Origin of the sequence: Streptomyces sp. NBC_00028, assembly GCF_045041065.1 — a bacterium.
GTDB lineage: Bacteria > Actinomycetota > Actinomycetes > Streptomycetales > Streptomycetaceae > Streptomyces.
In genome coordinates this window covers 8417596-8438502 of sequence record NZ_CP108293.1, presented here as the reverse complement: position 1 = coordinate 8438502, position 20907 = coordinate 8417596, and the positions used below count along the sequence as shown (strand labels likewise).

The 20907-nt window shown below is 73.0% G+C and carries 17 protein-coding genes and 1 pseudogene; 11 read left to right on the top strand and 7 right to left on the bottom strand.

Annotated features, from left to right (window positions below):
• Positions 1-20 precede the first annotated feature (20 nt).
• The 3 genes from OG885_RS38080 (at position 21) to OG885_RS38070 (ending at position 3124) form a co-directional block, all read left to right on the top strand.
• Positions 21-1190: a histidine kinase gene (locus tag OG885_RS38080; protein ID WP_405739801.1), complete on the top strand. Its 1170-nt coding sequence runs from the start codon at positions 21-23 to the stop codon at positions 1188-1190.
• A 14-nt stretch (positions 1191-1204) separates the two neighbouring features.
• The gene (locus OG885_RS38075; RefSeq protein ID WP_405739798.1) at positions 1205-1867 is read left to right on the top strand and encodes a response regulator; all 663 of its coding nucleotides are present in this window, start codon (positions 1205-1207) and stop codon (positions 1865-1867) included.
• A 99-nt stretch (positions 1868-1966) separates the two neighbouring features.
• A complete protein-coding gene (locus OG885_RS38070) occupies positions 1967-3124 on the top strand; it encodes an ROK family protein (RefSeq protein ID WP_405739795.1) in 1158 nt (385 codons plus the stop codon).
• Positions 3125-3188: 64 nt separating this feature from the next.
• On the opposite strand, the gene OG885_RS38065 is transcribed toward OG885_RS38070, so the two are convergent.
• Positions 3189-3950 (bottom strand): GntR family transcriptional regulator, encoded by a 762-nt coding sequence (locus tag OG885_RS38065; RefSeq protein WP_405739793.1) that lies wholly within the window; start codon positions 3948-3950, stop codon positions 3189-3191.
• 242 nt (positions 3951-4192) lie between these two features.
• Positions 4193-5074, bottom strand: coding sequence for an RNA polymerase sigma-70 factor (locus tag OG885_RS38060; protein WP_405739790.1), 882 nt, complete (start codon positions 5072-5074; stop codon positions 4193-4195).
• Between the two features lie 158 nt (positions 5075-5232).
• Here OG885_RS38060 and OG885_RS38055 point away from each other — a divergent pair, with 158 nt between their 5' ends.
• Complete coding sequence (locus tag OG885_RS38055) at positions 5233-6063, top strand: alpha/beta fold hydrolase (protein ID WP_405739788.1); 831 nt, start codon at positions 5233-5235, stop codon at positions 6061-6063.
• Between the two features lie 69 nt (positions 6064-6132).
• Here the strand turns inward: OG885_RS38055 and OG885_RS38050 are convergent.
• A pseudogene (locus OG885_RS38050) lies at positions 6133-6966 on the bottom strand (EamA family transporter); the annotation flags it as partial.
• 132 nt (positions 6967-7098) lie between these two features.
• Here OG885_RS38050 and OG885_RS38045 point away from each other — a divergent pair.
• The 5 genes from OG885_RS38045 (at position 7099) to OG885_RS38025 (ending at position 16124) form a co-directional block, all read left to right on the top strand.
• Positions 7099-8631 carry a PLP-dependent aminotransferase family protein gene (locus OG885_RS38045; protein WP_405743066.1) on the top strand — a complete coding sequence of 511 codons (1533 nt, stop codon included), beginning with the start codon at positions 7099-7101 and terminating at the stop codon, positions 8629-8631.
• A gap of 150 nt (positions 8632-8781) precedes the next feature.
• On the top strand, positions 8782-10371 hold the full coding sequence (locus OG885_RS38040; protein WP_405739785.1) for an alkaline phosphatase D family protein: 1590 nt from the start codon (positions 8782-8784) through the stop codon (positions 10369-10371).
• 139 nt (positions 10372-10510) lie between these two features.
• Complete coding sequence (locus OG885_RS38035; RefSeq protein ID WP_405739782.1) at positions 10511-11950, top strand: SWIM zinc finger family protein; 1440 nt, start codon at positions 10511-10513, stop codon at positions 11948-11950.
• 8 nt (positions 11951-11958) lie between these two features.
• A complete protein-coding gene (locus OG885_RS38030) occupies positions 11959-14589 on the top strand; it encodes a DUF6493 family protein (RefSeq protein ID WP_405743064.1) in 2631 nt (876 codons plus the stop codon).
• Positions 14590-14729: 140 nt separating this feature from the next.
• Positions 14730-16124 (top strand): GNAT family N-acetyltransferase, encoded by a 1395-nt coding sequence (locus OG885_RS38025; protein WP_405739779.1) that lies wholly within the window; start codon positions 14730-14732, stop codon positions 16122-16124.
• On the opposite strand, the gene OG885_RS38020 is transcribed toward OG885_RS38025, so the two are convergent.
• Positions 16051-17349: a trans-sulfuration enzyme family protein gene (locus OG885_RS38020; protein WP_405739777.1), complete on the bottom strand. Its 1299-nt coding sequence runs from the start codon at positions 17347-17349 to the stop codon at positions 16051-16053. The two genes, OG885_RS38025 and OG885_RS38020, sit on opposite strands and share 74 nt — an antisense overlap.
• Before the next feature lie 60 nt (positions 17350-17409).
• Between OG885_RS38020 and OG885_RS38015 the strand changes: the two genes are divergently transcribed.
• Positions 17410-17901, top strand: coding sequence for an Lrp/AsnC family transcriptional regulator (locus OG885_RS38015; RefSeq protein WP_059198292.1), 492 nt, complete (start codon positions 17410-17412; stop codon positions 17899-17901).
• 33 nt (positions 17902-17934) lie between these two features.
• Entirely contained in the window at positions 17935-19620 is a 1686-nt protein-coding gene (locus tag OG885_RS38010) for a DUF885 domain-containing protein (protein WP_405739774.1), read from the top strand.
• Here the strand turns inward: OG885_RS38010 and OG885_RS38005 are convergent.
• The 3 genes from OG885_RS38005 to OG885_RS37995 all read right to left on the bottom strand — a co-directional run bounded on the left by OG885_RS38005 (position 19576) and on the right by OG885_RS37995 (position 20859).
• Positions 19576-19725, bottom strand: a complete 150-nt coding sequence (locus tag OG885_RS38005) for a hypothetical protein (protein ID WP_405739771.1) — start codon at positions 19723-19725, stop codon at positions 19576-19578. The genes OG885_RS38010 and OG885_RS38005 overlap by 45 nt on opposite strands.
• Positions 19726-19732: 7 nt before the next feature.
• Positions 19733-20251 (bottom strand): immunity 21 family protein, encoded by a 519-nt coding sequence (locus OG885_RS38000; RefSeq protein ID WP_399960430.1) that lies wholly within the window; start codon positions 20249-20251, stop codon positions 19733-19735.
• Positions 20252-20373: 122 nt separating this feature from the next.
• Entirely contained in the window at positions 20374-20859 is a 486-nt protein-coding gene (locus OG885_RS37995; protein ID WP_405739768.1) for a rhodanese-like domain-containing protein, read from the bottom strand.
• Positions 20860-20907 lie beyond the last annotated feature (48 nt).

Below are 20907 nucleotides of genomic sequence, written 5' to 3'. Positions count from 1 at the left end.
GGGGCTGGCACGATGACCGAATGGTCCGCTCGCTGCGCCCGTTCGGACGGGCGGTGACATACACACGGCTGCTGCATCTGTACATCGCGGTCGTGTGGCCGTCCATGTGGCTGTTCATCGAGGAGGCATGGTGGACCTGGGTGGTGGCGGGCGCGGTGCTCGCGCCCGTCGGTCTGGTCCCCGCGATGCGCACCGTGGAGGGGTTACAGGCAAGGCTGTTGCTGACCGGTCACCGGCCCGACAGCGAGAGCAACGACATCGTCGTCGCGCCGTCCGCGTCCTGGAGCGACCGGGGGCGGGTGGTGCTCTGGCTGGAGGCGCGGCTGCTGCTCGGCTGCGCTACCTCCCTCTTCACCTTCCAACTGCTGCTGGCGTCCGTGGACTTGGCGCTGTCCCCGTTCGGCGGCGACGCCGACGAGGGCGTGCTGCTCGTGCTCGACGGCCACCACTGGTGGCACGTGCTGCTGGTGGCCCCCGCGCTGGCCGTCCTGGGGGCCACCGTGGTCGGCTCCGGGCAGCTCGTCACCGCACTCGCCCACCGCCTCCTCGGGCCTTCCCCGGCCGACCAGCTCGCGGCCATGGAGGAGCGCACCGAACAACTCCTGGAGCGCACCCGTATCGCCCGTGAGCTGCACGACTCCATCGGTCACGCCCTGACCGTCGCTGTCGTCCAGGCGGGCGCCGCGCGCGCGGCGGGCGATCCCGCGTTCACGAACCGCGCCCTGGACGCCATCGAGGAGACCGGCCGGGCCGCCCTGGAGGACCTGGAGCGCGTGCTCGGCATCCTGCGCGAGTCGGATCGCCCGGTCAGCTCCCGGCCCACGCTGACCGACGCCGACCGTCTGCTGGAGTCCGCGCGGGCGTCCGGCGCGAAGGTCGACGTCGACATGACCGGCCCCCTCGACACCGTCCCCGGGCCGGTCTCCCGCGAGGGCTACCGCATCCTCCAGGAGGCGCTGACCAATGTGCTGCGGCACGCCGGAGCCGTGCCCGTCCGGGTCCGGGTCGCGGTGGCCGACGGGGTGCTCGCCCTGGAGGTCCGCAATCCGCTCACCGCCGACATAGCAGGGCCCGGCCGGGGCAGCGGGCTGCGGGGCATACGCGAGCGCGCGGCGCTGCTGGGCGGCCGGGCACACACCGGCCCCGACCGGGGTGACTGGCAGGTGCACGCAGAGCTGCCGCTGCGCTGATCTACGCTGGCCGGATGCCGGTCACCGTTCTCCTCGTCGACGACGAACCCCTCGTACGCGCGGGTCTGCGGGCCGTGCTGGAGGCGCAGCCCGACATCGAGGTGGTCGGGGAGGCCGCGGACGGGGCGGCCGTGATTCCGCTGGTCCGGCAGTTGCGGCCGGACGTGGTGGCCATGGACGTGCGGATGCCGCTGCTGGACGGTATCGAGGCCACGCGCGCGGTGCTGCGGACGGTGGCCGAGCCGCCGAAGATCCTCGTGGTGACGACGTTCGAGAACGACGAGTACGTCTACGAGGCACTGCGGGCCGGGGCCGACGGGTTCCTGCTGAAGCGGGCCCGGCCGGCCGAGATCGTGCACGCGGTACGGCTGGTCGCCGAGGGCGAGTCGCTGCTGTTCCCGGCTTCGGTGCGGCAGCTCGCCGCCGAGTACGGCGAGGAAGGCGGCAATCGTGCGGCCCGCGCGGCGATGGAGCGGGCGCAGCTGACCGAGCGGGAGGCCGAGGTGCTCCGGCTGATGGCGCGGGGGCTGTCGAACGCGGAGATCGCCGTCCGGCTGGTCGTCGGCACCGAGACGGTGAAGTCGCACGTCAGCGCCGTACTGGCGAAACTGGGCGCGCGGGATCGCACGCAGGCGGTGATCGCGGCGTACGAGTCGGGGTTCGTGGCACCGGGCTGATCGGGGCCGGCAAGCGATCTCTGTGATCCCGGCACTCGCCGGGCTCCGCCCTGACGAGTACGATCCGGCCAACATGCGCACGAGCTGGGAGGACGGACCGTGGGGCGGCTGACCGGCGGGGATCCCTCGCTGTTGCGAAGGATCAACTCCGCGGTGGTGCTGCACGCGCTGCGTGCCACGGACTGCGCGACCCTCACCGAGATCACCCGGGTGACGGGCCTGTCCCGGCCGACGGTCGAGGGCGTGGTCGAGGGGCTGATCGAGGCGGGGTACGTCGTCGAGAAGGCGGCGGACGAGAGCGTCGTACGGCGGCAGGGGCGGCCCGCGCGAAGGTTCCGGTTCCGGGCCGAGGCCGGTCATCTGCTCGGCCTCGACATCGGGCCGCACCGGGTCGCCGCGCTCCTGTCCGACCTGGACGGCCGGGTGCTCGGCGCCGTCGCGAAGGACGTGACCGAGACGGCCTCCGCCGACGAGCGGCTGGAGCGGCTGCGTACGGCGGTCGCGGAGCTGCTGCGCCGGGCGGGGGTGTCCCGGGACTCGCTGCGGGCGGTGGGGGTGGCCTCGCCGGGGATCGTGGAGGCGGACGGCACGGTGCGGTTGTGCGCCGCGCTGCCCGAGTGGACGGGGCTGCGGCTCGGCGAGCGGCTGAGCCGGTCCTTCAAGTGCCCGGTGCTGGTGGAGAACGATGCCAACGCGGCGGCGGTCGCCGAGCACTGGAAGGGCGCGGCCACCGAGTCCGACGACATGGTGTTCGTGCTGGCCGGGCTGAGCCCCGGCGCCGGATCGCTGATCGGCGGGCGGCTGCACCGGGGGTTCGGCGGGGCGGCCGGAGAGATCGGGGCGCTGCATCTGCTGGGCCGCGGGGTGACGCCGGAGACGCTGCTGTCCACCACGGACGAGCCGCTGCATCCGCTCGACGAGCAGGCCGTCGCCGCGGTCTTCGCACAGGCCCGCGAGGGCGACCAGCGGGCCCGCGCGGCCGTCGAACGCTTCATCCAGCGGCTCGTCCACGACGTGGCGGCCCTCGCCCTGGCCCTCGACCCCGAACTGGTCGTGATCGGCGGCTGGGCGGCCGGCCTCGACGGCGTACTGGAGCCGCTGCGACGGGAGTTGGCGCGTTACTGTCTGCGGCCTCCGAAGGTCACCCTGTCGCTGCTCGGCGAGGCGGCGGTGGCGACGGGCGCGCTGCGGCTGGCCCTCGACCATGTGGAGGAGCAGCTCTTCGCGGTGGAGGGCACGGTGACGGCGCGGCGCTGAGGGCCCTGCCATGGCCTGGGCCCCGGAGCTGCTCCGGGGCCCAGGCCATGTGATGCCACGACGATCAGGACGCCCGGCGCTCCGGGTCCTGGTGGATCTCCACGCCGCCGGAGTCGCCGAACGTCAGCCGGCAGGTGTCGGCGCGGTAGGTGGCGACGGAGAGCGCGGCGGTGCGGCCACCGGCGAAGAAGCGGGTGGTGACGACCAGGACGGGGGCGCCCGGCAGGCGGTCCAGTTGCTTGGCGTCGTCCGCGCGGGCCGAGCCGAGTTCGACGGCGCTGTCCTGTCCCTCCAGTTCCAGGCGCTGCAACTCACGCAGTACGGCACGCGCGCGTGCCGCCCCCGCCGGGGTGTCGATGGCGGACAGCTCGGGCACCGACGACTGCGGGACGTAGAGCAGCTCCGCGGCGACGGGCTGACCGTGCGTCATCCGGGAGCGGCGCACGATGTGCACGCTGTCGTCACGGCCGGATTCCAGCGCGGCGGCGACGGCGGCCGGCGGGACCTCCAGCGTGCTGTCGGCCGGCTGCCAGGCATCGGTGGCCGTGCCCGGCCAGGCCTGCTGCTCGGTGCCGACCGCGACCCCCACGCGCGGCGGCGCGACCGTCGTACCGACTCCTCGGCGGCGCTGGAGGCGGCCTTCCAGTTCGAGCTGTTCCAGGGCCTGCCGGAGCGTGGCACGGGCGACGCCGAACCGGGCGGCGAGGTCCCGCTCGTTGGGCAGGATCTCGCCCACGGAGAACTCGGAGTCCAGTGCCTCACTGAGCACGGTCTTGAGATGCCAGTACTTCGGTTCCGGCACCGATTCCAGCTGCGTGGTCCCCACCCTGTCCTCCGCAATCGCCGTAATCCGGCGGCGTTTTAGCGCCCTTGTTTATTAAAGGTTGTTGCACTTCTCTGCGACCATAGGGCGGCCCCCACCCTTGGTCAAGACCAATCCTCGATCCCTCGCGGCACTCACAGGGAGCGGGCCGTGGAGCGTTCACGAGGCGTTCGTACGGGGTGGTGGTTCGTGACATGACGGCAAAGCCCCCGTCGCGCAGGACGGGGGCTTGGAACCGTGCGCCGCTAGGCGGAAAGCGATTGCAGCTTGTCGGGGTTGCTCAGCAGGTAGACCGACTGGATCCGGCCGTCCGCGACGTCCACCTGGAAGACCGTGACGACCTCGTCGCCGGACAGGACCACGACCGCCGGACCGCCGTTGAGCTCCAGGGCCCGGAAGGACATGTCCGGAACGCCCTTGCGCGCGGCGCCGATGAGGAAACGGCCGACCTTGTCCGCGGTCTCGATGATCCGCACCGGCGCCTTCGACTTGCCGCCGCTGTCGCCGACGAGGCGGACGTCCGGGGCCAGCAGCGACATGAGCGCGTCCAGGTCGCCCTCCGCGGCGGCGGCGAGGAAACGCTCGGTGAAGTCACGGCGCTGGGCGGGGTCGACCTCGTAGCGGGGCCGTCGCTCCTCGACGTGCCTGCGCGCCCGCCCGGCGAGCTGACGCACCGCCGGTTCCTCGCGGTCGAGGAGGGCGGCGATGTTCGCGTACGGGTATCCGAAGGCCTCCCTGAGCACGAACACCGCGCGCTCCAGGGGCGAGAGGGACTCCATCACGACGAGGACGGCGAGCGAGACGGAGTCGGCGAGCACCGCTCGCTCCGCCGTGTCCGGGACGACGTCCCCGAAGTCGGTGACGTAGGGCTCCGGCAGCCACGGCCCGACGTAGGCCTCGTTGCGCGCCTTGATCTGGCGGAGCCGGTCGATGGCCAGGCGGGTCGTGATCCGTACGAGGTAGCCGCGCGGTTCGCGCACGTCCGCGCGGTCGGCGCCGGACCAGCGCAGCCAGGCCTCCTGGACCACGTCCTCCGCGTCGGCCACCCGCCCGAGCATGCGGTAGGCGACTCCCAGCAGTACGGGGCGGTGCTCTTCGAAGACGTCGGTCACGGTGTCGATGGTCACGGCTCCATCCCAGCCGACCCGCCGCGCGCTGTCCAGGCGGATTCGGCAGTCCGGCCCCGGAGGGGCTACCCGCCGGTAGTAATTGCTGACAAGCTGTCTACGCAGCGTCCGCCAGCGAGTCCGACACCCCCACGCGTCCCAGACGAGGAGCACATCCCATGGCCGGCACCGTCTCGTTCAAGGTCCCTTCCCCGCACGGCCCGCGATCGGTGACGGTCGACTACGCGCGCGTGGGCAGCGGCGAACCGCTCCTGCTGCTGCACGGCATAGGCCACCACCGACAGGCCTGGGACCCGGTCGTGGACATCCTGGCGACCGAGCGCGACGTGATCGCCGTGGACCTGCCCGGCTTCGGCGCGTCCCCGGGGCTGCCCGACGGACTCTCGTACGACCTGGCCTCCACGACCGCTGTGTTCGGCGCGCTCTGTGAGGCGCTGGAACTGGACCGGCCGCATGTGGCGGGCAACTCGCTCGGGGGCCTGCTCGCCCTGGAACTCGGCCGGGAGAAGCTCGTACGGTCCGTCACCGCGCTGTCTCCCGCGGGCTTCTGGTCCGAGGCCGAGCGGCGGTACGCCTTCACCGTGCTGCTCGCGATGCGGGGGATCGCCCAGCGGATGCCGCTGCCCGTCGTGGAGCGGCTGTCGCGGTCGGCTGCCGGACGGACCGCGCTGACGAGCACCATCTACGCCCGCCCGGGCCGCCGTTCACCCGAGGCCGTCGTCGCCGAGACGCTCGCGCTGGTGAACGCGGAGGGCTTCGCCGACACCCTCCGCGCGGGCGGCTCCGTCCAGTTCGTGGACGACGTCCCCGGCATCCCGGTCACCGTGGCCTGGGGCAGCAAGGACCGGATCCTGCTGCGCCGCCAAGGGGTCCGCGCCAAGCAGATCATTCCCAAGGCCCGCCTCGTGCGGCTGCCCGGTTGCGGGCACTGCCCGATGAACGACGACCCGGCGCTCGTGGCGCGGGTGATCCTCGACGGCAGCCGCTGAGGCCTCCCGGACAGCAGGCGCCGGGGCCCTCCGGTTCCTGCGGAACGCGCCCGAGCCGAGGGCGACTCCGGCGCCCACGAGGCCACTGCCGACGGCCTGGGCGGTGCCGTAGGCCCCTGTGCCGACGAGCGGGGCGGTGCAGGCGGCGGCGACCGGGATGAGGCCGGAAAACAGCGTGGCGCGCTCCGCGCCGATCCGCTGCACCCCCATGTACCAGCACACGAAGCCGACGACGGTGACGACCGCCGCCTGCCACAGCAGCGCGGTGGCCTCGGCGCCGTCCGGCCGGCGCAGCCACTCCGTGCCGTCCAGGAGGAGCCCCGCCGCCAGGGACTCGGCCGCGGCGACCCCGCACACCGTCGCGGACAGCAGCCGTGGGCCCAGGGGGCGCAGTACGGGCACGGCGAGGACCGCGAAGCCGACCTCACCGGCGAGCGCACCGACGGAGAAGGCGAGACCGGTGGCGTCCGTGCGTCCCCAGCCCTGGACGGTGAAGGCCCCCAGGGCGACGAGCAACGCCCCGTGGAGCACGACGCGTTGGGGCCGGCGACCGTCGAGCGCCGGGACGACGACGGCCACCACGACGGGCGCGCAGCCCACGAAGACGCCCGGAACGGCGGGCTCGGCAGTGCGTTCGGCGGCGATGACGGCCAGGTTGAAGCCGACCATGCCGACGGCGGCGAGCAGCGCGAGGCGGCCCCACGCGCGGGGCCCGAGCGCCCTCAGCCGGGCCGGGGCGCCGCGGCCGGCGAGAGGCAGGAGCAGCAGACAGGCCAGTCCGTAGCGGAGGAACTGACCGCCCGCGTACGGGTAGTCGCCGAGCTTGCTGTTGGCGGTGAAGGACGCTCCGACGAGGACACAGGCGAACCCTGCGAGCAGCGTTCCGCGGGTGGTGGCGTTCATGGGAGTGACGCTAGGCAGTGGGGCGGCCCGGATTGAGGTCCATTTCCGTGGCACGATCGGGGACCAATCGGCAGTGACGGGGAGGCGGGTGGGGTGGGCGCTGCGGAGTCGGCACCAGGAGGACGACAAGGCCTGCCGTCGGCTTCGGGCGGCGGTGCCGGCTCGGTCGCCTGGGAGCTGCTGCTTCCGGCGGTTTCGGCGCCCGCCCGCGCGCGTGGGCGGGCCTTGCAGACGGCGTTGCGGGAGGCGGTGCGGTCGGGGCGGCTGGTGCCCGGCACGCGGTTGCCGTCGAGCCGGGATCTGGCGGCGGACCTCGGGGTGTCCCGGGGGCTGGTCACCGAGGCGTACGAGCAGTTGACGGCCGAGGGTTATCTGCGCAGCGGCCGGGGCGCGGGGACCTGGGTGGGCGGTGCCGTACGGGCGGCCCGGCCACGCGCGCGTGACCTCGCGCCCCGGCCGCCCGGTGCCCGGGCCGACTTCGTGCCCGGCACCCCGGACCTGTCCCTGTTCCCGCGGCCGGCCTGGGCGGCGGCGCAGCGTGGCGTGCTGGCGGAGCTGCCGCACCACGAGCTCGGCTATCCCGACCCGCGCGGGCTGCCCCGGCTGCGGACCGCGCTCGCCGAACTCCTCGCGCGCCGCCGGGGTGTGGTCGCCGATCCGGAGCGGATCGTGGTGGTCTCCGGCGTGGCCCAGGCGACGACACTGCTCGGCTTCGCGCTCCACGCGCGCGGGTTGCGCACGGTCGGCGTCGAGGACCCCGGCAGCCCCCAGCACGACGGCCTCTACGCTGCGGCGGGCGTCACCCCGGTGCCGGTCCCGCTGGACGACGAAGGGCTCGCCCTCGGACCCCTGCGGGCGTCGGGCGTCCGCGCGGTCGTGACGACGCCCGCCCACCAGTACCCCACCGGCATCGCCTGCTCCGCGCGGCGCCGGGCCGAACTCCTCGACTGGGCACGCTCGGTGGACGGATTCCTCCTGGAGGACGACTACGACGGCGACTTCCGCTACGACCGCGCCCCCGTCGGCGCGCTCCAGGGTCTCGACCCGGAACGCGTGGCGTACGCGGGCTCGGTCAGCAAGTCCCTCGCCCCGGGGCTGCGGCTCGGCTGGCTGCTCGTGCCGGAGGCCCTCGCCGACGAGGTGATCGAGCGCAAGCGGACCATGGACCTCGGTCATCCCACCCTCGACCAGGCGGCCTTCACCCGCTTCGTGGAGCGCGGCGACTACGACCGTCAGCTGCGCCGCTGCCAGCACGCCTACCGCGAGCGACGCGACGCCCTCGTGGCCGCGCTGGAGGAGCACTTCCCGGGCTCGGAGGTGTCCGGGATCGCCGCCGGGCTGCATGTCATCGCCACGCTGCCGGAGCGGTACGGGCCCGAGGAGCGCTTCCTCGCGCGCGTGACGGCGGCCGGGGTGGCCGTACGTCCGCTGTCGGCGTGCACGCACGCGCGTGTCGGCGTCGATGACGGAGTCCGTGGCGGCGGGGGAGTTCCGGCGCACGCGCGTACGGGCGTCAATGACGGAGCCGGTGGTGGCGAGGGAGTTCCGGCGCACGCGCGTGCCCGCGACTCGGCGGAGGTGCGGCTGGTGCTCGGGTACGCGCATCTCTCCCCCGCGCGCGTCCGCGAAGGGTTACGCCTGATGGCCGAGGCGATCTCCCGCTGATCGGCGCCTGCCCACGCGCGCGCTCTGTCTCGAACGCCGGTTCCCGTGCGAATGGGGTCAGTTGTTCACTTGTGGTTTCCGTGTGCGCTGCGGCGCACCAGTAGTCATGGCATCGCACACTGGCCGGATCCCGTCCCTGGAGGCGCATCCATGTCCCACCGTCCGTTTCCCGGCCGCCGCAGCGTGCTGCGCGGCTCCCTGGTCGCGTCGGCGGCCCTGACCCTGCCCGCCGCGGCCGGCGCCGCGGCACCGGCGTTCGCGCTCTCCGGACGCCCCGAGGCGGGGTGGGGTGTGCAGACGGGAGACGTGACCGCGCACTCCGGGCTGGTGTGGGTACGCTCCGACCGTCCCGCGCGGATGATCGTCGAGACGTCCGCCACCGGGTCGTTCCGCAACGCGCACCGCTGGCAGGGCCCGCTGCTCGGCGCGGGGACCGACTTCACCGGCACCACCCGGCTGCACGGCCTCCCGGCCGGCGAGCAGATCCACTACCGCGTGCTGCTCGCCGACCCGGACGACCCGCGCCGCACCGGCGAGCCGGTCACCGGCACCTTCCGTACGGCCTCGGCCGGGCGCCGCGACGGCGTCCGCTTCCTGTGGTCCGGCGACCTGGCGGGCCAGGGCTGGGGCATCAACCCGGACTTCGGCGGCTACACGATCTACCAGGCCATGGCCGCGCTCGACCCGGACTTCTTCCTGTGCAGCGGTGACAACATCTACGCCGACGGCCCCATCTCGGCGACGGCCACGCTGCCCGACGGCAGTGTCTGGCGGAACGTCACCACCGAGGAGAAGGCGAAGGTCGCCGAGACGCTGGCGGAGTTCCGCGGGAACTTCCGCTACAACCTGCTGGACGAGAACCTGCGGCGGTTCAACGCCCAGGTGCCGTCGATCATCCAGTGGGACGACCACGAGGTGCGCAACAACTGGTATCCGGGCGAGGTGATCGCGTCCACCGACGCCCGCTACACCGAGAAGAGCGTCGACGTGCTCGCGGCGCGGGCCCGGCGGGCGTTCGGCGAGTACTTCCCGATCTCCACGCTCCCGACGGGGAAGCGGGACGGCCGGGTGTACCGGGTGCTGCGGCAGGGTCCGCTGCTGGATGTTTTCGTGCTGGACATGCGGACGTACCGCAACGCCAACTCGGCCGACGACCAGACCGTCGACCCGCAGGGCATCCTCGGGCGTGAGCAGCTGGAGTGGCTCAAGCGGGAGTTGGCGCGCTCACGGGCGGTGTGGAAGGTGATCGCCTCCGACATGCCGCTCGGGCTCGTCGTGCCGGACACCACCGAGGGCAAGGCCAACATCGAGGCGGTGGCGCAGGGTGATCCGGGCGCGCCGCTCGGGCGTGAGCTCCAGATCGCCGAGCTGCTGCGGTACATCAAGCACCGGCGGATCACCGGCACGGTGTGGCTGACAGCGGACGTGCACCACACCTCGGCGCAGCACTACCAGCCGTCGCGGGCCGCGTTCACGGACTTCGAGCCGTTCTGGGAGTTCGTCTCGGGCCCGCTGAACGCCGGTGCCTTCCCGGCGAGCGCGCTCGACAACACCTTCGGCCCGGAGCGGGTGTTCGTGAAGGCGCCGACCGCCTCGAACGTCTCCCCCGCCGGCGGCTACCAGTTCTTCGGCGAGGTCGACATCGACGGCGACAGCGGCGAACTGACGGTCCGACTGCGTGAGCAGGACGGCACCGTGCTGTTCACGCAGGTGCTCCAGCCGGGTCGTGTGGGTCAGTAACCCTCCTCGGCTCCCGTACCCTCGAAGGCGGGCCGCGTACCGGCGTCATCCCCCGGTGCGCGGCCTGTGAACTCCCCCTTCCGCAGGGCGTTTTCCCAGGTCAGAGCCGATTGTCAGTGGTCGCCTCTACGGTTTTTCCATGACGCGATCCTTGCAGGCCGTGGCCTATCACCGACCCTCCGTGCTGGAGTCCGCGGCGGGTGCGCAGCGCCTGGGACTGGAGACTTCACGGGGTGCGACGCCCTCGGGTCCGACGGACCATCCGCGGTTCTTCACCGGCTTCCTGACGTCTCCTCAGGTTGCTTCCGCAGGCCTGCTCGCGGTGGCCGACGTGGCGGCGGCGCGCTACTACCAGCGGCAGCTGCGCGCCTCGCTCGACCCGGTGGTGACGGGCAACGGCGACCGGCTGCGCTTCGAGTCCTTCTCGGGCTGCGGCGGGGTGTACGCCCGCCTGGACATCCTGGAGGCAGGCCTCGACGGCGGCGAGGTGGGGCACGGCACGACGAACGTCGATGTGAACAACCCCCTGCGCGAGGCCCTGTCGCGGATCGGCGCGGAAGATCCGCTCCATCTGCGGGTCGGGCCGGAGGAGTTGGCCGTGACCACCCTGGACGGTCCGGTCGTGGAGAAGAAGGTGCCGCTCCCGGACCGCTGGCTGCGGGGCTTCGCGGAGGCCCAGGTGATCGCGGCGGGCTTCGATCTGCGGGCTGAGCTGTCCGCCGCCGAGGCCGTGCGGTTCCTGCGCTCGCTGCCGCGCGGCGGATCACGGGGCGGCCCGCGCTGGGTGGTGCCGGCGGGCGGCGCGCTGCGTCCGACGACGCGTGCGGTACCGGGCGCGGTGTGTCTGCCCGGCCCGGAGCGGTTGATCGCTCTCCAGCGGGTGCTCCGGCACGCGACCGCGCTGCGGGTGTACGGACCCACGGTGGCGGCCGGCGCCGACGCGACGGCCAGTGCCTGGGAGGTCGTCCTGCCGGGCATGCGGCTCACCCTGACGCTGTCGCCCGACGCCTCACGCGGGTTCTCCGGTGAGGGCGGCGTCCTGGACGCGCTCTCCACCGACGAGGCCGCCGAGGACGCGGAGCTGATCGCGGTGCTCCTGGCCTGGGAGCCCCGTGTCGAGGTGGCCGACCTCGCCGCGGCGGCGGGCCTCACGCCCGAGCGGGTCCGCGCGGCACTGGTCCGCCTCGGCACCTCGGGCCGCGTCGGGTACGACACGGCGGAGGCGGCCTACTTCCACCGAGAGCTGCCGTACGACGCCGAGCGCGTCGAGCGGCACAACCCGCGGCTGCGTTCGGCGCGGGCGCTGGTGGCCGCGGGCGCGATCGCCCTGGACGGCACGGGGGGCACGGTGACGGCAGAAGACGGCCATGTGCACCGGGTGCGGGACACAGCGGGGGTGCTCACGTGCAGTTGTCTGTGGTGGGCGAAGTACCGGGGCGGACGCGGGCCGTGCAAGCACGCGCTGGCGGTGCGGATGGTGCGGCGGGGTGCCGCGGTCGAGGTGGCGGCCACGGTGGACGGGAACGGGACTGCCGCGGTGGCGCGGCAGACGGTGCGAGTCGACGGGGGTGCGCGGTGAACGCGCTGATGGACGCGGTGCGGGCCGGGCGGACGAGTGAGCTGACGGGCCTGCTCGACGGGATGACCGATGCCGAACGGCGGGCGGTCTTCCCCGAGTTGAAGGAGCTGCGCAAAGAGCTGCGGGCGGATCGGTGGGGTGTGCAGGCCCGGCGCGCCTATCCGGCGCTCCAGGTGGCCGGGGCAGCCTGCCAGACCGGCGCCGCCGCCGTCGCGAACTGGCTGGCCGCCGCCGACATGCGGTGGTGGCAGGCGCCCCCAGCGGTGCTGATCGACGTCCTGGCCGATCGCGAGACCGACTGGCTCGCCGACGTGGTGCACCGGCTCGCCCAGCGCCCGCCGAGTGCGCGGGTGCCGTACGAGCTGATGGCGGGCCTGGTCCGACTCTCGGCCTGCCAGGTCCCGACGACGCAGGCCTATGTGGAGGGGTGGACGCGCCACATCGGCAGCGTCTGGCACCGTGGGGACACGGTGCTCGCCCGGCTCCGCAAGGACCCGCATCTCCCTCAACTCGCGGCCGCGCTCTTCGAGACGGACGACATCGGTGGCACCCTTCAGTGGCCTGCCGAGGAGGGACCCAACAGCTGGACCGGTGCATTGGCGCAGCTCACCGCCGAGGGCGCGCTGGATCGCGGGGCAACGGTCCACGCGTGTGTGTCCCGGCTTCTGCGGGGCGGGACAGTCGCCGACCACCGAGGGTTTCTGCGGCTCCTCAAGGCCCTCGACCTCACCCGCGAGGAAGAACGGGAACGCACCGCCGAGTGGCTGGCCCTGGCCTCGGACGCCCCCTCGGTGGTGGCCTCGCACGCCCAGTCGGTGCTGGGCGGCCTCGCCCTGGACGGCGAGTTGTCCGCGCGTCAGCTGACCGAGATGTCGGGCGGGGTGCTGTTCCGCACCGAGAAGAAGCTCGTCCGGGCCCAACTCGTCCTGCTGGGCAAGGTCATGGCACGCGATGCAGCCAAGGCCGACGAGCTGCTGCCCGTCGCCGCGCAGGCCTTCGGGCACGAGGACTCGGATGTTCAGGAGCGGGCGCTGAAGCTGTTGGAGCGGCACATCAAGAAGGCCGGCGCCGAGACGCGGGCCGAACTGACCGAAGCGGCAGGGCAGTTGATTCCAGCACTCCGGATGCGGGCGGTCGCTTCGCTGGGCATGGTCCCGGCGGACATGGAGCCGGTGGTGTACGAGGAGACGTTGCCGCCGGTGCCGGATCCGGTGCGACTGAGGCCCGCGCCCGAGTCGGTGGTCGAACTCGCGGAGGAGGTCGGCGCGTTGCTGGCCTCCGGCGGTGACGTGGCGTCGTTCGAGCGCACCCTGGACGGGCTGGTGCGCCACGCCCACACGAACCGGGCCGCCCTGGTCGAGGCACTCGGCCCCGTGGTGGCGCGCCTGTGGTGGGCCACCGCCGAGACCGAACACTTCCGGGGCAACACGTCCTTCACCAACTACCCGCACCTCCAACTCGTCCTCGCGGCGGTGCTCGGCAACGTCCGGACGGAGACGCTCCACGCCGCGGTCCAGCACGGGACGACCGGGCAGACCTGTGTGCACAGCGCCCTCGACCGCGCCTACCAGGCACGGATCTCCGAGGTGGCGTTCCGGGTACGTACGGATCCACTGCCGTTCCTGCTCTCCACGCCAAGCTGGAGCACGGGCCTGCTGGAGCCCGACGAGCTGGTGGAGCGCCTCGTCGGCTACCGGCGGCTGGGCGCCCGGCCCTCGGACGCGGACTTCGCGCAGGCTCTGCTGCGCGTGCGGCGCGGGGACCGGGCGGCGGCGGCATCGGCGGCGGAGCGTGCGGCGGCCCTCGGTACCGACCAGGGCACGCGGCTCGCCCATTGGCTTACCGCCGGCGGCCCGCAGCTCCCGGTGGACTGGCGTCGTACGACCCACTCGCGCGTCCTGGTCGAGTGCGGGGCACTTGAGGAACTGCAGGACGACTTCCCGCGCGAGTTCCGGCCCCTGGGGCAGCCGGTGAGCGTCTACCGGGAACGCTGGCACTGCTACCACTGGGACGACTCGATACGTCCGCACTGGCTCGCGCTGCTCCCCGAGCGACGTGAGCTCGTCGCGGCCCGGATGCTCCGCGATCTCTCCACGGTCGCCGTGGACGACCTCCGCGGCCCTGCTGCGGTACTGCCCCTGCTCGCCGAGTCCGGCGGCGAGGCGGGCGACGCCGTCCATCTGTGCGTGGCGTACGGACTCGGCGCCCGCCACGAGGAGGACCGGCTCGCCGCGGTGGACGCCCTGCTGGTGCTCGCCGCACGGGGCCAGCTCGATGCGGCGCTGCTGGGCTCGGACCTCGGGCAGTTGGCGCGGGACGGGGCGGTGAAGCCGTTGCGGCTGGCCGACTCGCTGCGCACGGCGGCCGCGACGGGGGCGAACGCCACGATCTGGGGGATGCTGCGCCACACCCTGCCGCTGCTGCTCGGCGACCTCGCGACCGGCGGTCCGAACGGACAGGCCGCCAGGAGCCGGGGGCTCGGGGAGCTGCTGGCGGTGGCCGCGGAGTGCGCCGAGCGGTCCGGGGCGCGGGGTGAACTTCCGCATCTGGCCACGGCCGCGGCCCGGCGCGGATCGTCGCGGCTGGTGACGCAGGCCCGGCGGTTGCAGGGGGCGTTGGTCGAGGAGGTCGCGGCGTGACAGGGCGGTCGTGACCGGACGGTCGTGACGGGACCGCAAAGAAACAGACAAAAACCCCAGATCCAGTCTTTACCGCCCGGTCACAAACCGTTCGTGATCACGCAACACCGTTCCTTCACAGTGGCTGCATGAGTCGAGAAATGTCTGATGTGACGCGTGCGAAGCACGGACGTCCGGTCCACCACTGGCGCCGGGACGTCATCGAACTGGCCGCGCTGTTCACGGCGGTCGCGGTGGCGGACGCCGTCGCGAATGTGATCGGGCACGGGCCCGACGGTCCGCAACTGCTGCTGGTGTCGGCGGTCGTACTGGTCGCCACGGCGGGGTTCCACACCTGGTGGGCACGCCGCCACGGTCACGCGCCGCCGGTGAGCGATACCGATGCCCGGCCGCCCTCCTCGGAGACGCAGGCCGGGCCGTCCGCCGACACCGGGGAGAGCGTGCTGTGGCGGATGCGGACGACGGTGCAGGACGAACCGGGGTCGCTGGCCGCGCTGTGCACGGCCCTCGCCGGCCACCGGGTCGACATCCTCAGCCTCCAGACGCACCCGCTGACCGAGGGCACGGTGGACGAGTTCCTGCTGCGGGCGCCCGGTGAGCTGTCGGCGACCGAGATCACCCGGGCCGTCGCGCTGGCCGGCGGCGCCGGTACATGGATCGAGCGGGCCGACGCCCACGACCTGGTCGACGCGCCGACCCGGGTGCTCGGTCTCGCCACCCGTACGGCGCTCGACGCGGCGGAACTTCCCCTGGCGCTGCGGCAGTTGCTGGGCCGGTGCACCATCAGGTCCCTCCCCGGCACACCTGCTGGTGGGGGCCGCGGCCCGGAGAGCGTGCCCGTGGAGGGGGTGCTGGAGGACACCGTGATGCGACTGCGGGCACCGGAAGGCGGAGTGATCACCGTGGAGCGGCCGTATCTGCCGTTCACCCCGACCGAGTTCGCGCGGGCGCGGGCGCTGGTGGAGCTGGACACGGTCCTCGGGCCGCGTGTGCCGCACAGCGAGGACGTGCTGACGCTGCCCGAGGGCAACGACATCACCGTGCGCCGGGCGGACATCGGGGATCTGGAGGCCGCGAAGGCGATGCACGAGCGGTGCAGCACGCGGACGCTGTCGCTGCGCTATCACGGGCCGGTGAATGACGCGGACCGGTATCTGAACCATCTGCTCAGTCCGCGGTTCGGGCGGACGCTGGCCGTTCAGACGACGTCGGGCAGGCTCGTCGGGCTGGGGCATCTGCTGTGGGACGGGGACGAGACCGAGGTCGCCCTGCTCGTCGAGGACGAGTGGCAGCGGCGTGGGATCGGGGGCGAGTTGCTGCGCAGGCTGGTGGGGATGGCCGGTGAGGCCGGGTGCGAGAGTGTGTACGCGGTGACCCAGGCGTCCAACACGGGGATGGTTGCGGCGATGCGGGATCTGGGGCTCCCCCTCGACTATCAGATCGAGGAGGGAACCCTGGTGATCACTGCGCGGTTGGCTGCGCTGGGAGTTGCGGAGCAGGTGGGCTCGGGTGTGACTGAGCGCCGTATGGGTTAGTGCCGGACGGCGGGTGCGGGTTCGTTGTGGCTGGTCGCGCCCACGCGGCGGTAGCCGCAGACTGATACAGCCCCGCGCCCCTCACCGGCATCAGGCCCAAGGCGTTGTTCAGATCCGCCCACAGGTCCTCTGTGTCCTCCAGGCCCACCGACATCCGCAGCAAGCCCTCGCTCACCCCGGCGTTCCGGCGGTCGTCCGCGTTCACTATGCGGTGGCTGATGGACGCCGGGTGCTGGATCAGGGTGTCGACGCTGCCGAGGCTCACCGCCGGGGTGATCAGGCGGACGTTGGCGATCACCTCGTGCGGGTCGCCGTGGACCTCGAAGGCGATCATCGCGCCGCCGATGCGCGGGTAGTGGACGCGGGCGACGCGCGGGTCGGCGGCGAGGCGGCGGGCCAGTTCGGCGGCGGTCGCGGAGGCCGCGTGGACGCGGACCGGCAGCGTCGACAGGCCGCGCAGAAGGAGATAGCCGGCCAGGGGGTGCAGGACGCCTCCGGTGGCGAAGCGGACCTGGCGGAGCCGGCCGGCGAACTCCTCGTCACAGGCCACCACGCCCGCCATCACGTCGCCGTGGCCGCCGAGGTATTTGGTGGCGCTGTGCAGCACCAGCCGTGCGCCCTGCTCGGCCGGGCGCTGGAGCACGGGCGTGGCGAAGGTGTTGTCGGCGAGGAGCGGGACCGTGCCGCAGGCGTGGGCCACCGCGCGCAGGTCCACCTCGGCGAGCGTCGGGTTCGCCGGGGACTCGACCATGACCAGGCCCGTGTCGGGGCGCAGCGCGTCGGTGATGCCGGCCGGGTCCGTCCACGTCACCTCGGAGCCGAGGAGCCCGGCGGTCAGGAGGTGGTCGCTACAGCCGTACAGGGGGCGGACGGCGACCACATGGCGCAGGCCCATCGAGCCCCGTACCAACAGGACCGCGCTCAGCGCGGCCATGCCGCTGGCGAAGGCGACCGCGGCCTCGGTGCCCTCCAGGCGGGCCAGGGCCGTCTCGAAGCGGGCGACGGTCGGGTTGCCGAGGCGGCCGTAGACGGGCGGGCCGTCCGGGTCGGCGCCGGTGGCGGCGAAGGCGTCGATACGGGCGGCCTCACCGCGGCTGTCGTACGAGGGGTAGGTGGTCGACAGGTCGATGGGCGGGGCGTGCAGTCCCTGCCGGGCGAGGTCGTCGCGGCCGGCGTGGACGGCCTCGGTGGCCAGGGCTCTGGTGGGCACAGGCGTCGTCTCCATGCGGGACAGGGTGAACACCGACCGGGTCGTAGGGGGAGAGTGCCGTGTTACGTTCGGCCCATGGCCGAATCTGTCGTACTGGATCCGGTGGACCTTCATCTTCTGCGGTTGTTGCAGAACGACGCCCGGACCACCTATCGCGATCTCGCCGCCCAGGTGGGGGTCGCGGCGTCGACCTGTCTGGACCGGGTGACCCGGCTGCGCCGGGCCGGCGTGATCCTCGGCCATCAGCTGCGGCTGGACCCGGCGAAGCTGGGGCGGGGGCTTGAAGCGCTGCTGTCCGTACAGGTGCGGCCGCATCGGCGGGAGTTGGTGGGGCCGTTCGTGGAGCGGATCAGGGCGCTGCCGGAGTCACGGACCGTCTTCCATCTGACCGGACCGGACGACTATCTCGTCCATGTCGCGGTCGCGGACATGACGGATCTGCAGCGGCTGGTGCTCGACGAGTTCACGGCCCATCGCGAAGTGGCCCGGGTGGAGACCCGGTTGATCTTCCAGCAGTGGGACTGCGGGCCGCTGCTCCCGCCTACGCCCTCGGCTCAATCCGGGTGACGTGCGGCGTCCCCTCGTACGAGGATGGACCGCATGTCACAGACCAACAGCCTGCCCCGTGAGGTGGCCGACGCCTACGTCGACGCCCTCATCGCCCTCGACCCGGTCACCGGCACCTACCTCGGCGTGAAGGAGAGTTCGAACCGCCTGCCCGACACCTCACCGGCGGGCCAGGACAAGCTCGCCCGGCTCCAGCGGGACACGCTCGCCCGGCTCGACGAGGCGGAGCGGCGGCCCGGCGCGGACAGTGACATCGAGCGGCGCTGCGCCCGGCTGCTGCGCGAGCGGCTCACCGCGGAACTCGCCGTGCACGACGCTGACGAGGGACTGCGCTCGGTCGGCAACATGGCGACGGCCGCCCATTCGGTGCGCGAGGTGTTCACGGTGACACCGAACCAGACCGACGAGGACTGGGCGGCGATCGCCGAGCGGCTGCGGGCCGTTCCGGCCGCGTTCGCCGGGTATCGCGAGTCCCTCGCGCTCGGCCTGGAGCGCAAGCTGTACGCCTCGCCGCGCCCGACCGCCACCTTCGTCGAGCAGCTCACCGAGTGGGCGGACACCGGGGAGGGGCGCGGCTGGTTCGAGGACTTCGCGGCGGACGGCCCCGAGGCGCTGCGCGCCGAGCTGGACGAGGCCGCGCGCGGCGCGACCGCGGCGGTCGTGGAGCTGCGGGACTGGATGCGGGACGTGTACGCGCCGACGATCGAGGGCGCCTCGAACACGGTCGGCCGGGAGCGGTACGCGCGCTGGGCCCGCTACTTCAACGGCACGGACCTGGATCTGGACGAGGCGTACGCGTACGGCTGGTCCGAGTTCCACCGGCTGCTCGGCGAGATGAAGCAGGAGGCGGAGAAGATCCTGCCGGGCGCCGAGACACCCTGGGTGGCGCTCAGGCACCTCGACGAGCACGGCACCCGTATCGAGGGTGTCGAGGAGGTCCGGGAGTGGCTTCAGGGCCTGATGGACCAGGCGATCGAGTCGCTGGACGGCACGCACTTCGAACTGGCCGAGAGGGTCCGGCGGGTGGAGGCGCACATCGCCCCGCCCGGCGGTGCCGCGGCGCCGTACTACACGGCCCCGTCGGAGGACTTCTCCCGGCCGGGCCGTACCTGGCTGCCGACGATGGGCCAGACCAGCTTCCCGGCCTACGACCTGGTCTCCACGTGGTACCACGAGGGTGTCCCGGGCCATCACCTCCAGCTGGCGCAGTGGGCGCACATCGCCGACAGCCTCTCCCGCTACCAGGCCACGGTCGGCATCGTCAGCGCCAACGCCGAGGGCTGGGCGCTGTACGCGGAGCGTCTGATGGACGAGTTGGGCTTCCTCACGGACGCGGAACAGCGGCTCGGGTACCTCGACGCGCAGATGATGCGGGCGGCGCGGGTGATCGTGGACATCGGTATGCACCTGGAGCTGGAGATCCCGGCCGACTCGCCGTTCCACCCGGGCGAGGTCTGGACGCCGGAGCTGGCGCAGGAGTTCTTCGGCGCGCACAGCAGCCGTCCGGCGGACTTCGTGGAGAGCGAGCTGACCCGCTATCTGACGATCCCCGGCCAGGCGATCGGCTACAAGCTCGGCGAGCGGGCCTGGCTGCTGGGCCGGGAGAAGGCCCGGCAGCGGCACGGCGACGCGTTCGACCTGAAGGCCTGGCACATGGCGGCGCTGTCGCAGGGCTCACTGGGCCTCGACGACCTGGTCGACGAGCTGGCGCAGCTGTAACAGCCACACCTGCTCGGTGATCCAGCCCGCCTCGTCCGTCGCGGGTCGCGCGACGAGGCGGGCGCCATCGGCCCCGCACCGCTGTCCGTGTGCCAGCGGCCTCACCGGGCCGTTATCCGTGTGCCAACGGCCTCAGTTGTACGAGTCCCAGCCACGTCTCCGGCCCGGACCGGACGTGTGCCGCGCGCACCGCGTAGCGGCCGGGGTCGAGCGCGATCCAGACGTGGTCCGTGCGCAGGGAGTCGGTCCCGGGCCAGGCGGCGTCGAACAGCAGCACCGGGCCCGGCACGTTCCAGGCGACCTCCGGTCCCCACACAGCGGCGTCGAGCGCGGCCGGCACCTCCGCGAGCAGCTGCTCCTCGGACTCGGCCGCCGACCACCGCACGAAGAGGCCGCGGTCCGGCAGATAGGTGGTGGAGGCGGGCTCGTCGCCGAACACCAACGCCGCGCTGTCACCCACCGGCAGCAGGCCGACGTGTCCGTCGACCTCGCAGGCCCGGTCGTAGTCCGAGGCGGTCTCGTCCCCGTCGGCGCCCGCCCAGAACGGGAGCACGGTCTCCGGGACCGCTATGAGCGGCCCACCGCCCGACTCCACCCACTCCGCCACGCCCGGCTCCGCGTATCGCACCATGGCGCGGAATCTACCTGGTACATGACAGTGCGCGTCGCCGGTTCACAGGAAGACCGGAATCTGTGATTCAGCGACGGCCGGTCCCCCGCGTCACCGTGGCGCCGCGAGTTCCCGGCCCCGGCTCAGCAGCCGCAGTTCTCCGCGTCCACCGGCGCCGTCAGCGGGTCCGCGTCACGGCGCTCCTTGCCCTCCCAGGTCTCGAACTCGAAGCCCTCGCGCGCCCAGTACTCGAAGCCGCCGAGCATCTCCTTGACCTGGTAGCCGAGTTCGGCGAGGGCGAGGGCCGAACGGGTGGCGCCGTTGCAGCCGGGGCCCCAGCAGTACGTCACGACCGGCACGGACTTGTCGAGGAGCCGCTCGGCCTGCTCGGGGATGAGGGCGGTCGGCAGGTGGACGGCGCCGGGGATGTGGCCCTGGTCCCAGGCTTCGGTGGAGCGGGAGTCCAGGACGACGAAACCGGGGTCGCCCCCGGCCGAGAGCGCGGCGGCGACATCGGAGACGTCGGCGTGGAAGACGAGGCTCGCACGGAAGTAGGCGGCAGCCTCGGCCGGGGCCGCGGGGGCGACGCGCAGGACGGGGTTGACGGTGTTCGTGCTGACGCTGCTCATGCGATGGCCTTTCCCTGACACGGCTCGCGGGGCTTCTCGTCGGGCCTC

What these genes read in the sequence shown, in the direction of transcription:
- OG885_RS37995 (WP_405739768.1), bottom strand. Translation starts at nt 20,859, where the DNA reads ATGAGCAGCGTCAGCACGAACACCGTCAACCCCGTCCTGCGCGTCGCC.
- OG885_RS38010 (WP_405739774.1), top strand. Translation starts at nt 17,935, where the DNA reads ATGTCACAGACCAACAGCCTGCCCCGTGAGGTGGCCGACGCCTACGTC.
- OG885_RS38025 (WP_405739779.1), top strand. Translation starts at nt 14,730, where the DNA reads ATGTCTGATGTGACGCGTGCGAAGCACGGACGTCCGGTCCACCACTGG.
- OG885_RS38035 (WP_405739782.1), top strand. Translation starts at nt 10,511, where the DNA reads ATGACGCGATCCTTGCAGGCCGTGGCCTATCACCGACCCTCCGTGCTG.
- OG885_RS38040 (WP_405739785.1), top strand. Translation starts at nt 8,782, where the DNA reads ATGTCCCACCGTCCGTTTCCCGGCCGCCGCAGCGTGCTGCGCGGCTCC.
- OG885_RS38055 (WP_405739788.1), top strand. Translation starts at nt 5,233, where the DNA reads ATGGCCGGCACCGTCTCGTTCAAGGTCCCTTCCCCGCACGGCCCGCGA.
- OG885_RS38020 (WP_405739777.1), bottom strand. Translation starts at nt 17,349, where the DNA reads ATGGAGACGACGCCTGTGCCCACCAGAGCCCTGGCCACCGAGGCCGTC.
- OG885_RS38075 (WP_405739798.1), top strand. Translation starts at nt 1,205, where the DNA reads ATGCCGGTCACCGTTCTCCTCGTCGACGACGAACCCCTCGTACGCGCG.
- OG885_RS38080 (WP_405739801.1), top strand. Translation starts at nt 21, where the DNA reads ATGGTCCGCTCGCTGCGCCCGTTCGGACGGGCGGTGACATACACACGG.
- OG885_RS38015 (WP_059198292.1), top strand. Translation starts at nt 17,410, where the DNA reads ATGGCCGAATCTGTCGTACTGGATCCGGTGGACCTTCATCTTCTGCGG.
- OG885_RS38000 (WP_399960430.1), bottom strand. Translation starts at nt 20,251, where the DNA reads ATGGTGCGATACGCGGAGCCGGGCGTGGCGGAGTGGGTGGAGTCGGGC.
- OG885_RS38030 (WP_405743064.1), top strand. Translation starts at nt 11,959, where the DNA reads ATGGACGCGGTGCGGGCCGGGCGGACGAGTGAGCTGACGGGCCTGCTC.